A 14,375-nucleotide genomic window follows, 5' to 3' on the forward strand; every position below is an offset into this window, starting at 1 on the left:
AGGCGCGAGAACAAGAGAGTGCCATGGAGGCGGCCGTTGGCAACGCCGTACCGGGCATTCTAGCCGAGTGCGGCGGCAACGCCATGTGCGCGACCTGTCACGTCTATGTGGATGAGGGATGGAGCGGTTGCCTCGAAGAAATCGAAGAGCTCGAGGATGAGCTTTTAACCGGCGTTTCTGCCGACCGACGGGCTACTAGCCGTCTGTCGTGCCAGATACGAATGACCGCGGCCCTCGATGGTCTCATTCTTCGCGTGCCGGACAAGCAGGTCTGAATCGCCAACCAGGGACGACAAAGAGCGCAAAATGAAGCTAACGATCCTTCCGCTAATGATCGCAGCCACCATCTTTGCTTCCCAGATGGCGAACGCGGAGCTGTCCGATAAGATCGTCCGTGTCGGCGTGCTCACCGACGTCACGGGTTTGTACCAAGACACCAACGGTATGGGATCGGTAGAGGCGGCTAGAATGGCAGCCGAGGAATTCGAGAGTGCGCACAAGGGAACCAAGGTCGAAATTGTCTTCGCGGACCACCAGAACAAGCCAGATGTCGCCACCGCGATCGTGCGTAAGTGGTTAGATAGCGGCGGCGTCGATGCGGTGGTGGACGTACCCAATTCCGCGGTTGGCCTCGCAGTCAACTCTTTGCTTCGCGGCACGAAGGTCACGTTTCTTGCGTCGTCGACAGCGACCTCCGAACTTACGGGCAAGGAGTGCTCACCTAACACCATTCAATGGGTTAATGACGTCTGGGCGACTGCCCATGCGACCACGGCGGCGATGATGGAGCGGGGCGGAAAGGACTGGTACTTTATCACGGTCAATTTCGCGCTTGGACAAGGCCTCGAGGCTGAGGCAACCCGCTTTATCGAGTCACATGGCGGGAAGGTGCTTGGCTCAGCAAGACACCCGCTGGGTACTTCAGACTTTGCGTCGCTGCTTCTGCAGGCGCAGAATTCTAAGGCAAAGGTCATAGGGCTCGCTAATGCCGGCGGCGACACGATCAACGCCATCAAGCAGGCATCCGAGTTCGGTATTCGGCAAGGAGGACAGTCCATGGTCGCTTTCCTCCTATTCATCAACGACGTTCATGGAATGGGCCTGAATGTCGCCCAAGGCCTGCAGCTTCTCGAGTCCTTCTACTGGGATGCTGACGACGATACGCGAGCATTCTCGATGCGCTTTGCTGCGCGACCGGGAATGCACGGCAAGGTTCCAAGTGGGAATCAGGCGGGCGTTTACTCGTCGACGTTGGCCTTCCTGAATGCGGTTGCGGCGGCAGATAGCAACGACGCCCGACAAGTCGTGCCTGAGATGAAGAAGGTAAGCGGCAAAGACAAGCTGTTCGGGAACATCAGGATCAGGCAAGACGGCCGCGTAATCCATCCGATGTATCTCTTCGAGGTGAAGCGTCCTGGAGAGACAAATTATCCCTACGATTACTACAAGCTTCTTTCAACGATCCCAGGCGAAGTGGCATTTCGTCCCATTTCGGACGGCGGCTGCGCTCTCCTGAAATAGACCGGGGGACGCGTCGTCAAGGATATTTGCGGTCCGCTTGCCAGGTGCCGGTCACTCCTTTTGAAGAAGTGGTCGTTGCCTCAACCTCTTGCAAGATGAAATGCTGAAGCGAGGAAGCGGCAGGACATGAGTAGCGCAATGAACGTCAAGACCAATGTGAAGAGCGCGACGGGAGATCATCCCTATACTGGTGCGGAATACCTCGAGTCCATTCGAGACGCGCGCGAAGTGTGGATCTACGGAGAGCGTGTCAAGGATGTCACCCGTCATCCGGCCTTTCGAAATTCGGCAGTATCGATCGCGCGGCTCTATGACGCCTTGCGCGATGAGAAGCTCAAAAATGTGTTGACGACGACAACGGACACGGGCTCTGAGGGGTGGACTCATCGCTTTTTCCGGTATGCGACCTCACGCGAGGACCTGCTCGCTCAGAGAGAAGCGATCGCTGCTTGGGCTCGGCTGACATACGGCTGGATGGGAAGGAGCCCTGACTATCAGGCGAGCCTTACAAATACGTTGGGTGCAAACGCCGAGTTCTACGGCGCTTTCGCCGAGAACGCGCGTGCCTGGTACAGGCTCACGCAAGAGACCGTTCCGTTCATCAATCATGCCCTTGTGAACCCGCCGATCGACAGGCACCGCGCTGTCGAGGACGTCAAGGACGTCTATGTAAGCATTCAAAAGGAAACGGATGCTGGAATCTATATTTCCGGCGCAAAAGTGGTCGCGACTTCGTCGGCGCTGACGCATTACAATTTCCTCGGACAGAACATCTCGACCGAGATTACGGACGACGGGATGGCGGTCATGTTCATGGCTCGCATGGACACGCCAGGAATAAAGCTGATCTGCCGTCCATCATACGAATTGGCCGCAGCGGCGATCGGGTCTCCCTTCGACTACCCTTTGACCAGCCGCTTTGACGAGAATGATGCGATCTTCGTTTTCGATAATGCCTTCATTCCATGGGAGGACGTTTTCGTCTACCGCGACATCGGCATGTTGAAGAAGTTCTATCCTCAATCGGGATTCCAGAACGGCTTTACGTTCCAAGGCTGCACCCGATTGGCCGTTAAGCTCGACTTCATCATAGGGCTGCTGGTGAAGGCACTTCGCGCATGCGGGACGGACGAGTTTCGGGGGGTACAGGTTCAACTCGGTGAAATCATCAGCTGGCGCAACCTATTCTGGTCTCTTACCGATGCAATGGCCGCCGTACCCGATGCCTGGGTCAACGGAGCGGTTTTGCCAAATATGAGAGCTTGCCAAGCCTACCGCGTATTTGCAACCGAGGCCTATCCCGCCATTCGGGCAATCATAGAACAGATCGTGGCCTCTGGTCTGATCTATCTTCCTTCCAGCGCATTGGACTTCAAGAACCCCACGGTTGACGCCTACCTGGCCAGATACTCGAGAGGGTCGAACGGAATCGACTACAAGCAGCGAATAAAGATCATGAAGGCGCTTTGGGACGCTATTGGTTCCGAATTCGGGGCGCGGCACGAGTTGTACGAGCGGAATTATGCGGGCAACCACGAGGTGATCAGGATGCACGGCCTACTTTACGCTCGGGGGTCCGGCGCGCTTGCCTCGATGGAGGCGCTCGCGTCCGAATTCCTCGAAGAGTACGATGAAAACGGCTGGCGTGGGACGTCATACCATAGCAACGATGATATCTCCGTACTCAAGAACCTGCAGCGGACGTAACGTGGCCATCGACGCGGTCGAATTCAGGAATGGCATGGCCCGTTTGGGGGCTGGAGTTGCGGTCGTGACAACCGACGGTCCGGCGGGCCGGCTTGGAGTCACCTGTACCGCGGTATGTTCGGTTTCGGACGATCCCCCGACGCTTCTCGTCTGTCTTCACCGACAAAGTCGCGCGCTGGCTGCGCTTAAGAGCAACGGGGTTTTCTGTGTGAACGTGCTGAGCGGTCACCAGGAGGAAATTTCCAAGGCTTTCGGTGGCCAGGCGGGTATGGCTATGTCAGAACGGTTCGCGACCGGCCAGTGGCGCACACTTTCGACGGGCGCGCCTGCCTTGTTGTCGGCGATCGAGTCGATCGACTGCAAGTTTACCAGCCTGACAGAGGTCGGTACTCACAGCGTGGTCTTCGGTGAAGTTGGTGCGATCGCGATGAACCCCGAAGCGAATTGCCTGATCTATCTCAATCGGCAGTATCGATCATTGCATGATGAGATGGCCCGGTCCCAAAAGCATCAATGAAAACATCAGTCTTGCGTGCCGACCCCGGTTGAAGCCGAACGGAGATCCAACGTGCTAAAGGCGCTAGAAAATCTACCGATCGATCTCGATGCCTGGATCGAGGAGAATGGGGCGACCCTGAAGCCTCCGATAGGCAATCGTCAGTTCTGGAAGGGAGATTGGAAGAACCTCTTGATTATGATGGTCGGCGGACCGAACTACCGCCCGGATTATCATGACGATCCCGGTGAAGAGCTCTTTATTCAACTCCGCGGCGACGTCACCCTGAAGCTGATTGATCCGGTCACTCGCGAACGTGGTGAGGTGATCGTTCGCGAGGGGGAGATGTATTTGTTGCCGCCGCACGTCAGGCATTCGCCGCAAAGGCCAGCCGGCTGCATGGGCTTGGTGATTGAACGGTATCGGCAGCCTGGTGAAATCGATGCCTTGGAATGGTATGACGAGAAAGGGAGGTTGGAGTTCCGAGGTGAATTTCTGATCGAGAACATCGAACAGGATCTTACCAAGGTACAAGCCGCATGGGCGGCGTGGAAGGAGAAGAGCGACCGCGAATGTCCAACTATCTGGCGTATCGGAACTGATACCTGAACCCGCAGAGCGATGGCCAAGAGAAGACAAAAGGTCGAAGTGGGAGCAAACGCGGCATCCTCGCCGATGGGGGATATGGTTCTGCGTGTTCCCGCATACCGATTGTATGGCGAAAGTCATGATCAATCGGTGTTCGGTTTCTTCCATATCGAGCCGCTGGCCGCCAGGAACATCCCGAATAACTGGCGCATCTCCCTACATAGCCATCCGGATTTCGACCAATTCTCGATACTCTTGAGGGGTAAATGCACGTTCCGCCACGACGGACAAGAGATTTCTGTCGGTGCGCCCTCCTGTGTATTTACGCCGGCCAATGTGGTGCACGAGTTTGCTTATGAGCGCGATGCCGAAGGCGTGGTCATAAGCGTATCGTCCGACTTCATCGCAGGGCTTCCTTCGGTCGAAGGTTCGTTGAACAGAGCGGCATTACGGCTGGCCGCCACTCGGCTCGTGAAACTGCCCACAAAAGACGTCCTGGCGGTCGTCAAACAACTCGTCTCACTGTTGTTGGTCAGCTTCGAAACGCCCGACAATCGCAGAAGGGACTTGCTCCGATACCTGATGGGCTGCCTGCTACTGGAGTTGGATCGAGCCGCGGTGCAGAACAGTGCAGACGGCGAATTGCAGCATCAAGCGGATGCGCAGACCGAGTTATATCGACAATTTCAAGGTGTGTTGCGATCGGTGATCGGATCCGTCGGATTCGCGAGCGGCGTGACCAAACCGCAGTCTCATACCGTCGAAAGCTTAGCGACGAGGCTCTCGACCACCGTCTATGTTCTCAACGCCGCATGCCGATTTGTGACAGGAGCGGGAGCCCATGAGGTCGTTCAGAACGCCTTGATTGAGCAGGCAACGCGGTTGCTCCTGTATTCAAATTTCCCGATCAAGGAAGTTGCGTTTCTGCTCGGTTATTCACACGCATCGCATTTTGCGCGCTTCTTCAGAAAGCGAAGAGGAATGTCGCCGGAGCAATTTCGTACTAGGCACCACACCGAGACGAGCAAGCGTCCCCGGGCGGACGACTAATCGACGTTGCAACGGCAGGAGAAGAACATTGGCACGTGTCGTCATTAACAATCCGAGCCTTCCTCGCTCGAAGTCCCCCCACTCGAATGCGGTCAAGGTTGGTGGTCTGATCTTTGTTTCCGGCTTTCCAGGCTACGATGAGAGTGTGCAGGTGGCAAAGGGAGACTTCGCAGCGCAATTGAGGCAGGCGCTGAAGCATATTAAGGCGACGCTCGAATACGCCGGCAGTTCGATCGACAAAGTTGCAAAGGTGAATATTTACCTCGACCGTCGGGCTGACTTCGATGAACTGAACGAGATCTACAAGGAATTCTTCGGCAATGATCCAGCTCAATGGCCTGCTAGAACGACGGTGGAGGCAAGGCTCCCGCGCAAGGAGTTTTTGCTGGAAATTGACTGTGTCGCCGAGGCCTGAAAGTTTCAGCGTTCACTTGGAGAAGTGCCGTGATAGAAGCGGACCGATCTAGAGCGGTTGAGATGTTGCTTGCAGCTTACCAGTCAAAGCAACAGGCAACACAGATTTCAAAGATCTTTCCCGACGTAACGTTCGAGGACGCATATGAGATCTCTGCCGAGCTAAACCGGCGTCGACTAGCATCGGGATCGAAGCTCATTGGATATAAGGTCGGTCTCACATCCAAAGCGATGCAGCGCTCGTCGAAGATCGAAGAGCCTGATTACGGGTATCTGCTCGAAGAGATGCTGATCCCGGAAGGAGGAGCCGTCCCTCGCAAACAGTATTGCGTCCCGCGTGTCGAGGCCGAACTAGCCTTCGTCCTTGGCTCTTCTCTCAAAGGACCGGGTGTGCGTTTAGTCGATGCGCTAAGGGCGACAGAGTATGTTATCCCCGCTATTGAGGTTGTGGATGCTCGCATTCAAGATCCTCGCAGTATCTTCGATACGATTTCCGATAATGGCGCATCGGCTGGCATTGTGCTCGGTGGACGGCCTGTCAAACCTCAAGAAGTTGATCTGCGCTGGTCGGGCTGCATTCTTCATAAAAATGGTGAGGTTGAGGAGACCGGATTGGCCGCTGGAGTGTTGGGGCACCCGGCAATGGGCGTAGCTTGGCTCGCCAATAAGCTCGGCTCGTTCGGAATTGCGATGACGCCAGGCCAGACGATCTTGACCGGATCGTTCATTCGGGTCGCCTTCGCTGAACAAGGAGACGTCTTCCACGCAGATTTCGGACAGCTAGGTAGCGTGGCGCTGCGGTTCACTTAATTGGCGTTTGCTTCAATCCGAGGGGATTGCCGCACGACAGATCAGGGCGGTCCTATCTGGATTCGCGGCCTCATCTGGACAGAGCGGTGCTGGCTATTGAAGTCGTCGCTTGACATGTGAGATCACCTCCAGCATCGGGTCGTCAGGTTCGCACAACGTCATCATGATTGTTGATGCCGGCTACTCTTGATGGCTTGGCGTCGATCGAAGAACCTCCAGGATCGACTTATCGAAATGAGAATGGCAGGAGCAGGGGTCTTGGATAAGCCGCTCACGTGGCCGAGGCGTGCATTTGCCCTGCGTTCCGTAATCCTTCTCCCTTCAATTCGAAATCAAAGCAAGGACGCGAAGTGGACTACCCGAGCCATTCCTGATCTTGAGTGGTGAGGCAATGATAACGGCTCCCGTCACTGGGAGTTGGTCGAGGTTGCAGAGACATTGTAGCCCGTACCGTCCCGCACCGTGCAGATAGTGATGTGCCGGGTAGGGCGGAACGAGATGTCCGGCTTGCCCCGCGTCCGTTCCGATTGTCTCGGTGCCGAACCCCACGATCTCACGATGCTCCACGAGCCATTTCATGACTTCGGCGTTTGGTCCCGGGGTGTGAGCCCCATCATCTCGAAGATTCGCATAAGCGCGAAAGTCCTTCTTCGCCCAGCCGCTCCTAAGAAAGACCCAATTTCGTTCAGGGATGCGCCCGTGCTGCGCTTCCCAAGCCTCGACAATGGGCACCGTGAGAAGAAAATCGGGATCCTGCTCGGCCTGCTCGGCACAGTCGATCACGCAGGCAGGTGCAATCATGTCCTTCAGCGGCATCGTATCGACCGAATTGGACGGCAAGTCCTTACCTGTATACCAATGGATCGGTGCATCAAAATGGGTTCCAACGTGCTCGCCGAACGACAGGTTGTTCCAATAGTGTCCTGGGCCGCGCGCGTCGTAGTGCGAAATCTCCTCGATGCGAACTGGAGCAGCTTGGCCAAGTTCTGGCGGGAGGAGAATGGTTGGAAAATCCGGGCTAAGCGTGAACGTCAGATCCACAATGCGGATTTCCTCTGAAGACATTGCGTTCACCAAGTCTAAAAGGAGGTGGTTCTTCCGCATTGGGTTTCCTTGGTTGGTCGAAAGGTGGACGATGTGTGCTGATCGGCCATCGATCAGAACTCTCGGTGCCGTGACGAACGACTCTCGCGTTCTGTCGACGAAGGTTTCGGACATCGGCCACTATTTCTGATCGGCCAGGATCGGCGTCTGAGGCAAAAATCCCGTCGCATAGGTTTGCGCGGCGTCGAGTTTGCTGCCAGTGACCTGTACGTTGAAGTTGATGAAATCAAAGGCTTTCGCGAGCTTCTCCAAATTGATGTGGCCGAACCCGTTGGCCTTGACGTCAGCGTTTATGGCAATCCACTCGAGCAGGTCGATTTCGTCCCAGACAACGCCGCAGTCGAGCGCAGGCACGTTACGCGCAGCCGGCAATTTGTTGTCCGCAGGAACATCATAGGATATTTCAGTAGATACACAAGGTGTTGTATCGAACTCGCCTGAGTGTTTTCCCGAAAATTCCGGCGCCGGACTGGAGGAATGGGTCGTTGAAAGCTTGGACGTCCGTAAGGTGTTCCGGAGCGAGGGAAGGGAAGTTATCGCGCTCCACGAGGCAAATCTGAGCTCTGACGATGGGGAATTCGTCGCTTCTGGGGCCAAGTGGATGCGGGAAAAGGACCCTCCTGATGCGCAATTTGAGTGCCATCGGTCACTTGTGAAACGCGGTATCTTGTCCAAACGAAATGCGGCGCGTGACGCCGGCTTGGATGGGCAATTTGCGAAGTTGCAGCCAAACGTGTAGTCGCTTCCTCAGCACGATATGGATGGAGGTTGGCTTTTGGTCCTAGAATATTGGCGAATGAAGCACATTTGACTTCGGGCTTCTGGCGGGTCCCCCTTCGGAAGATGCCGCCACTCGCGTCCATCGCCATGTTGACGCCGATCTCATCTTTCGTCCTGAGAAATCTCTTTGCTGGAGACGCATAGAATATTGATTGACGCTGCAGATCTCGCCCGGACTTAGAAGTTCGTTGCGCGAAACCGCCAGTCGGTGGAGCGCTGCGGTATCAGCTAAGCCACTGTGGATTCGTAGAGATCGCGCTGAACGTCGTTAGCGATTTGCCATCGGGGACGGTAGCGACCGGCTGATGGCAGCAAAAGCGCGCTCTCTTTACCGCAAATTCAGTCCGACTAACATGAGCCTACGCGAGCGCCGAGCGATCTCTGGCCGTCGTTTGGCCAGCGTCAGAGAACGTTACCGGGCAGCTCAGGAGAAAGCTTCGATGATCCTCATCCTAGGAGCAACGGGCCAGGTCGGGACATGTATTCTCGGCTCGCTCTTGGAGGGAGGCGTTGGCTCGCATCCCATTCGGGTGCTCGCGCGTCGTCCCGAAGCCTTACAAAAATTTGCGAGTTCGACCATAGATGTTCGACAGGGACACTTCGAAGATCGCGATGACGTGGTCCGAGCCTTGGACGGCGTCACGGACCTGGTGCTCACCACCGGCGACGATCCAGGGCATGCCGAGCGGGAGATTCGCTTGATCGACTGGGCAAAGGCCGCGACGAAGCCGCGCATTATCAAAATATCGGCAATCACCGCGAGTCTGACGCCACGGGTTAGCGTCGGTGTTGCTCATGGCGCCATCGAGGATCATCTCAAGAGGTCAGGTTTAAGTTGGGTAATCTTGCAGCCGACCTTCTTCCTCCAGTCTCTCGCACTGTTCCGCGATCCCGTCCGGAAGCAAAATGTATTTCCGCTTCCAACCCATGGTGGGGCCGTCGCCTTTGTCGATGTTAGGGACATTGGCGCCGCTGCTGCGCGCGTCGTGCTCGACCCATCGCTTTCTGGGAAAACCTTTATCCTTACCGGGCCGGAAGCCTGGACCATGAGTCAGGTGTGCGCAGCGCTCAGTGAAAGGCTCGGGCGAAGGATTCGTCACGTCAACCCGCCCCATCTGTTGTTCAAGACAATGCTGTGTACGTTTGGCCGGATGTCGTGGAGCTATGCCAGCCTGGTTTCTGGAGTCGCCCAAGCGTGCGCTGCGGGCGACGAAGCAAACGTGAGAGCCGACTTAAGCGAGCTGATCGGTCGACGACCGCTCGGTTTGGGCGCATATCTCGATAAGGCGATTGATCAATTCCGATAGTCGACCTGTTCACGTCGATGGCAGCCAATGAGTAGCGAGCCCCGCTACTCTTGTTTCCGCCCTGTGTAAGCGATCACCTGTGATACAGCGCGTATCGGCTCGGGCTCAAGCCGTAACGCTGCTTAAACGCACGACAGAAGTGAGAGATATCGCGAAACCCGCATTCCAGCGCAAGTTCTGAAATCTGTTGGTGACCTTGCCTGGCTGAAACGAGCTTTTGTGTGGAAGCCGCCAATCTTATATTGAGCAACATCTTGCCGAAGCTCGTTCCGCTGTCCTGGCAGATCTTGTGCAGGTTGCGAACTGACCAGCCCAAGGCTGCCGCCGCCATTGCCGGTGTTAGGCATTCCTCTCGATAGGTCTGCGCCAAATAACGACGCAGAAGTCCCTCGCGCATTGCCACTCCGGGAGCCAGTGAATTGTTGCCACATTCGGCCCCTTTGAGACTGGTAGTAAGCACGTCCAGGAAAAGTTCGACCGAGATGTCGTCTGTGGATCCTGGTGCATTAGACTCAATCAGCGTCTCTACGGCGGCAGCTAGCACACGCGGCGCGCCTGTGCCTGCCGGTAACCGTCTTGCAATCGAAGAGTCGAGGTTGTTGTCGCAACGTTCTCTGAGCCAGCTCTGCGGAAATTGGATGCACGCCGCGCGGAACGGATCGCGATAGTTTATCCTGTACGGTTGCATTGCATCAATCAACACGGCCTCGCCTGCGTAAACTTGTGATACGCCGTCGCGATGCTCCACGAAGCCGTTTCCGTGCAGGTGAATATTTAGAAAAAACGTCTCAACAGGCGCTCTGCGAATCCCCGTCATCGAACGAGTAGCAGTCTGGCCCGGCGCAAGGAGAAAAGAGACTTTCAACTCGCCTCTGTCCAAAGTACTCAGACGGGCCGAAAACTTGCTCGGCCTATAGGGTTCGATTTCCAGATCGCAAAAGGTCCTGCGAAGTCGTTGTTGCCACGCATCAACGTCAGCATCCGCGCTGTGCTTAGCGCCAGCAAACGGAGCCGAAGCATCTTGCTGATGCGCACTTGCGCGCAGTGCCAAAGAATCAAGCACGGTGGTCCAAGCCGGCGCATTTGGCGCCGGATAATATTGAAGCTCGTCGCAGGGCACGGCTTCCTCCTCCCTGTTCCGAGACTAGCATCAACTTCAATCCGGAGTCGACGATGTTGTGCGCTTCTCAGGGCTTACCCTGTCGTTGCAGCGCGTCGTTGCCGCCCTCCGGGCAGAGCTTTTTCTGCAATGCAACGTTTGCGACGGCACCCGTTCAAGGTGGATTACACTGCCGTGAATTTCGATCCGCTCACATGTGAGGATATCGCACATCTGCTTGAAAGGCATCGCAAGCTCATCCGCTAGCTGTCTCCGCTCAACCCGTACTGTTGGCTCATTTTCCCAAGGGACCCCATGGCCGCTCAACACACAATCGAAACGAGATTCACTCGCGAATACGGAGTACGCTATCCCTTCGCCTGCGCCGGAATGGCCTTTGCTGGTTCAACGCCGGCTCTCCCGATCGCAGTCGGTAAAGCCGGAGGCGTCGGCGCATTCGGTGTTGGCCCGCTTCCGGCCCCGCTCGTAGCTCACCATGTCGCGACGATCCGCGCGGCGGTCGACGCGCCTTTGAACCTCAACTTCATCACGTTCTTGACCGACGAGAGCCACATCGCCCTTTGCGAGGAGCTGAAGCCTGCAATCGTCTCCTTTCATTGGGGGCACCCTCGTTCAGAGTGGATCGAGCGCCTGCATCGAGCCGGGTGCAAGATTTGGGAGCAGGTTGGTTCGGTCGACAACGCGCGCCGCGCAGCAGGTGACGGCATCGATGTGATAGTCGCGCAAGGGACCGAGGCTGGCGGGCACAACTACGGCACGCTTCCGACCTTCGTGCTTGTGCCGGAGATTGTTGATGCGGTTGCCCCCGCGCTCGTTCTCGCCTCGGGAGGCATTTCCGACGGTCGAGGTGTCGCTGCAGCGTTGGCTTTGGGTGCTGACGGCGTCTGGGTTGGCACGCGAATGGTAGCGACGACAGAGGCGGATGTCTCCGCTGAGTACAAGGAACGCCTGATGACCGCTAACGGTACGGAAACGACGTTGAGCAGCCTTTGGGGCCGGCAGATGGGTGGCTTCAACCCAATGCGTGTCGTCGCCAACAAGCTTGTGGGTGAGTGGGCGCACCGCGAGAATGCGGTTCCGACTGATCTCGAGTCACAGCCTGTCGTTGGTGAGATGACCTTGGCCGGTCAACATATCGTCTTGCGACGCTTCGGCGCCTATGTTCCGGTGGCGTCTGCCGTTGCCGACATAGAGCAGATGCCGGTATGCAGTGGGCAGGGCGTCGGGGTTATCAAGAAGATCGAGCCGGCCGCTGTGGTTATCGAAGCGATGATGCGCGAGGCTGGCGACATCCTCGCTAAGCTCAGCCCGAGCCGGGGATAGCTTGCGTCCGTGTAGAAACTGGTGGTCGCAATGCGCGTCTTCCATGCAGTTCGGGCGAGGGCAACTCATTCAACCAGAGCATGCCCCCCGATCGATGAATTTGGGAGCGTATTATGCATTTGCACGAAGAAGGCGAGGCGAGGGCCTTCGCCTTGAAGAGAAGGACTCTTGAGATGGCATTTAGGCTTCCCGGCCGTATGATCCTCCGTGGATGTGGTCGGCACCGAAGTCTCGCAAACACGCCGCAGCTCCGCGGAGGCGAGCTCCAATGCCTTTTCCCGACACAGCGACAAATCGGTCATTCCCCCGCTTCGCGGTAGGCCCCGGCCGTTGCTCCAGCCACCTCGCGCGTACGTGTGCACAGCGATCCGAGCGGGATGATGCTGTGCGGACGCCACGTCTGCGATCAGACCATTCTCCCCTGGATCCTCGTTCTCCGAGCGAACCTTGGTCAGCCACCTACCGTCACTTTCCGCGTCGAAGCCACCCCAAAGGGTAAGGTGGAATGCCATTGCCTAGCCATCCTTCCTTGTCCCGGCGATGAGGCCGATATGAAAAGCTATGATCAGGTTTTGATCTGAAGTCGAGTGGAACGTCCTAATTCAAGGACACCTGGATTGTCTTGATCGCGCCGTCCAGTTCGACGCCAGCCTCGTCCATAAGCGCTGCGCGTTTCAGGCGATCGAGCCAATCGGCACCGTCATTTCGGGCCAGGAGAGCTGGAACGACATTCATGACGCGATCGAATTTCGACAGACCCCGGGCGTGAGTGTCCGAGTAGCCTTTGACCAGTCGACGGCAGCGCAGAATTTCCACGGCGAGTTGGTAGTTCTTCGGCAGGGCGTCGCGAGCCATCGCGAGCCATTTCTCCAGATGATCAATCTCACGCTTGTGCCGAAGGCTGGCCAACCTCGTTCCACGGAGTGACGCTACGACAAAGAGCTGGAGAAAGCCCCTTAGGCGCTGCACCTCGACGCGCCGGCCACGATTGACGATTCGATCCAATGCGCGAAAGAGCGGCCCACGGCTTTCAACAAACTGTCCCAATCGCGCGGGAAGCATGCCACATATCTCTTCGGCGCGCGGGTGAAGATATTCTGTCGAATAGACGATTTGATCATCCTTAGCGCCGATCTCCCTACGCATTCTCGTAAAACGCGCGGATCTCACCTTGATGTCGGCGACCCGGATGACGTCGTCATATGCCATCGCGATCGCCACATACTTTGCGGCCTCCAGGCTGAACGAAAATCCTGCCGCTTCGCCACCATGCTTGCGATCGAGTTCGCTCAGTCGCTTCAGGCGATCTAGATAGGTATGTGCGTATGCTATGTTTTGAAATTCAACTAAGCGCTTCAAGCCTACGAAAGCGATCGGCTGAGCTGACTCAGGGATCTCCGATCGCAGACGTCTCAGCAACGCATCGAGCTTGGGATGACCGGCGCTTGGCGGGATTGGATCTGACCTCTTCTCAACTCCTCGCCGAGGCGTCTCGCGGGGGGCAGTTCGTGTTCGGTCGAACGCGGCTGCAAACGCCTTCAGACTCGCAGCAGCTCCCTTGTTGCCCCCTCCAATGATCTTCTCGTAGGTCTGCCTCGGGAACGGTAGCGTCTCGGACGCTGCCAGGGCCCCCAGCATGGCTGCGGAGATCATGCTTCCATTGGCAAGAGCAAGTGCTTCCATATCGAAGGCGATAACCTTTCGGGCGGCAACGTCAGTTGCTTCCGTGACCGCGATAGGATCTCCTATGCCATCGCCCGGCGCTACCTTCTCCAGGACAGCAAAGGCCCGGTGCGTAGAGGCAATCAAGGTCGTGCGATCAGGGGTGACCAGACCGCGCAAGACCGAACGCCCGGCCTCCATAAGCTCGGCGGCGATGACCACGTCGACGTCACCGGGCGTCGGCATCAGTGACAGGACAGGTGATACCCCATCCCGTGGTAGAAGAGCTTCGATATAGTAGATGGTCGCGCCGGTACGCTGTGCCACACCGGGTACCGAAGTTGACTGTGCCACCCAGCCTTCGGCTTCGGCAACCTCGACAATCCAATCGGCCAGTACCCCGCCACCTTGACCACCCATGGCCAAAACGGCGATCGAGAGCGGCTTCTCGCGCGAAAGTTGGTCGGCCATCGGACTCAACGCGTCCATTCCT

14 protein-coding genes are annotated in these 14,375 nt (G+C 56.9%); 10 read left to right on the forward strand and 4 right to left on the reverse strand.

Annotated features, from left to right (window positions below; all coding sequences use genetic code 11):
• The first annotated feature begins 23 nt into the window (after positions 1 to 23).
• From ACWAT4_RS12195 to ACWAT4_RS12230, 8 genes are all read left to right on the forward strand, one after another.
• Positions 24 to 275, forward strand: coding sequence for a 2Fe-2S iron-sulfur cluster-binding protein (locus ACWAT4_RS12195; protein ID WP_449730632.1), 252 nt, complete (start codon positions 24 to 26; stop codon positions 273 to 275).
• 31 nt (positions 276 to 306) lie between these two features.
• Positions 307 to 1,521, forward strand: coding sequence for an ABC transporter substrate-binding protein (locus ACWAT4_RS12200; protein ID WP_449730633.1), 1,215 nt, complete (start codon positions 307 to 309; stop codon positions 1,519 to 1,521).
• Positions 1,522 to 1,659: 138 nt separating this feature from the next.
• Positions 1,660 to 3,228: a 4-hydroxyphenylacetate 3-hydroxylase N-terminal domain-containing protein gene (locus ACWAT4_RS12205; protein ID WP_449730634.1), complete on the forward strand. Its 1,569-nt coding sequence runs from the start codon at positions 1,660 to 1,662 to the stop codon at positions 3,226 to 3,228.
• 1 nt (position 3,229) lies between these two features.
• The gene (locus tag ACWAT4_RS12210; protein ID WP_449730635.1) at positions 3,230 to 3,745 is read left to right on the forward strand and encodes a flavin reductase; all 516 of its coding nucleotides are present in this window, start codon (positions 3,230 to 3,232) and stop codon (positions 3,743 to 3,745) included.
• Between the two features lie 51 nt (positions 3,746 to 3,796).
• On the forward strand, positions 3,797 to 4,333 hold the full coding sequence (gene nbaC, locus ACWAT4_RS12215) for a 3-hydroxyanthranilate 3,4-dioxygenase (RefSeq protein ID WP_449730636.1): 537 nt from the start codon (positions 3,797 to 3,799) through the stop codon (positions 4,331 to 4,333).
• A 12-nt stretch (positions 4,334 to 4,345) separates the two neighbouring features.
• Positions 4,346 to 5,362, forward strand: coding sequence for a helix-turn-helix domain-containing protein (locus ACWAT4_RS12220; protein WP_449730637.1), 1,017 nt, complete (start codon positions 4,346 to 4,348; stop codon positions 5,360 to 5,362).
• Between the two features lie 28 nt (positions 5,363 to 5,390).
• Positions 5,391 to 5,777 carry a RidA family protein gene (locus tag ACWAT4_RS12225; protein WP_449730638.1) on the forward strand — a complete coding sequence of 129 codons (387 nt, stop codon included), beginning with the start codon at positions 5,391 to 5,393 and terminating at the stop codon, positions 5,775 to 5,777.
• Between the two features lie 62 nt (positions 5,778 to 5,839).
• Positions 5,840 to 6,586 (forward strand): fumarylacetoacetate hydrolase family protein, encoded by a 747-nt coding sequence (locus ACWAT4_RS12230; protein WP_449730639.1) that lies wholly within the window; start codon positions 5,840 to 5,842, stop codon positions 6,584 to 6,586.
• A 321-nt stretch (positions 6,587 to 6,907) separates the two neighbouring features.
• On the opposite strand, the gene ACWAT4_RS12235 is transcribed toward ACWAT4_RS12230, so the two are convergent.
• Positions 6,908 to 7,690, reverse strand: coding sequence for a cyclase family protein (locus tag ACWAT4_RS12235; RefSeq protein WP_449731202.1), 783 nt, complete (start codon positions 7,688 to 7,690; stop codon positions 6,908 to 6,910).
• A gap of 120 nt (positions 7,691 to 7,810) precedes the next feature.
• Positions 7,811 to 8,062 carry a hypothetical protein gene (locus ACWAT4_RS12240; protein ID WP_449730640.1) on the reverse strand — a complete coding sequence of 84 codons (252 nt, stop codon included), beginning with the start codon at positions 8,060 to 8,062 and terminating at the stop codon, positions 7,811 to 7,813.
• An 848-nt stretch (positions 8,063 to 8,910) separates the two neighbouring features.
• Here ACWAT4_RS12240 and ACWAT4_RS12245 point away from each other — a divergent pair.
• Entirely contained in the window at positions 8,911 to 9,777 is an 867-nt protein-coding gene (locus ACWAT4_RS12245) for an NmrA family NAD(P)-binding protein (RefSeq protein WP_449730641.1), read from the forward strand.
• A gap of 73 nt (positions 9,778 to 9,850) precedes the next feature.
• Here ACWAT4_RS12245 and ACWAT4_RS12250 read toward each other — a convergent pair whose 3' ends face one another.
• On the reverse strand, positions 9,851 to 10,897 hold the full coding sequence (locus ACWAT4_RS12250) for a helix-turn-helix domain-containing protein (RefSeq protein ID WP_449730642.1): 1,047 nt from the start codon (positions 10,895 to 10,897) through the stop codon (positions 9,851 to 9,853).
• A gap of 294 nt (positions 10,898 to 11,191) precedes the next feature.
• Here ACWAT4_RS12250 and ACWAT4_RS12255 point away from each other — a divergent pair, with 294 nt between their 5' ends.
• On the forward strand, positions 11,192 to 12,220 hold the full coding sequence (locus tag ACWAT4_RS12255) for an NAD(P)H-dependent flavin oxidoreductase (RefSeq protein WP_449730643.1): 1,029 nt from the start codon (positions 11,192 to 11,194) through the stop codon (positions 12,218 to 12,220).
• A gap of 597 nt (positions 12,221 to 12,817) precedes the next feature.
• Here the strand turns inward: ACWAT4_RS12255 and ACWAT4_RS12260 are convergent.
• Positions 12,818 to 14,371: an indolepyruvate oxidoreductase subunit beta family protein gene (locus tag ACWAT4_RS12260; protein ID WP_449730644.1), complete on the reverse strand. Its 1,554-nt coding sequence runs from the start codon at positions 14,369 to 14,371 to the stop codon at positions 12,818 to 12,820.
• Positions 14,372 to 14,375: the final 4 nt, after the last annotated feature.

The sequence above is a fragment of the Bradyrhizobium sp. T-1 genome (assembly GCF_053592855.1).

Coding starts and splice junctions, on each gene's coding strand:
- ACWAT4_RS12260 (WP_449730644.1), bottom strand. CDS start 14,371: ATGGACGCGTTGAGTCCGATGGCCGACCAACTTTCGCGCGAGAAGCCG.
- ACWAT4_RS12245 (WP_449730641.1), top strand. CDS start 8,911: ATGATCCTCATCCTAGGAGCAACGGGCCAGGTCGGGACATGTATTCTC.
- ACWAT4_RS12230 (WP_449730639.1), top strand. CDS start 5,840: ATGTTGCTTGCAGCTTACCAGTCAAAGCAACAGGCAACACAGATTTCA.
- ACWAT4_RS12220 (WP_449730637.1), top strand. CDS start 4,346: ATGGCCAAGAGAAGACAAAAGGTCGAAGTGGGAGCAAACGCGGCATCC.
- ACWAT4_RS12205 (WP_449730634.1), top strand. CDS start 1,660: ATGAACGTCAAGACCAATGTGAAGAGCGCGACGGGAGATCATCCCTAT.
- ACWAT4_RS12200 (WP_449730633.1), top strand. CDS start 307: ATGAAGCTAACGATCCTTCCGCTAATGATCGCAGCCACCATCTTTGCT.
- ACWAT4_RS12195 (WP_449730632.1), top strand. CDS start 24: ATGGAGGCGGCCGTTGGCAACGCCGTACCGGGCATTCTAGCCGAGTGC.
- ACWAT4_RS12235 (WP_449731202.1), bottom strand. CDS start 7,690: ATGCGGAAGAACCACCTCCTTTTAGACTTGGTGAACGCAATGTCTTCA.
- ACWAT4_RS12255 (WP_449730643.1), top strand. CDS start 11,192: ATGGCCGCTCAACACACAATCGAAACGAGATTCACTCGCGAATACGGA.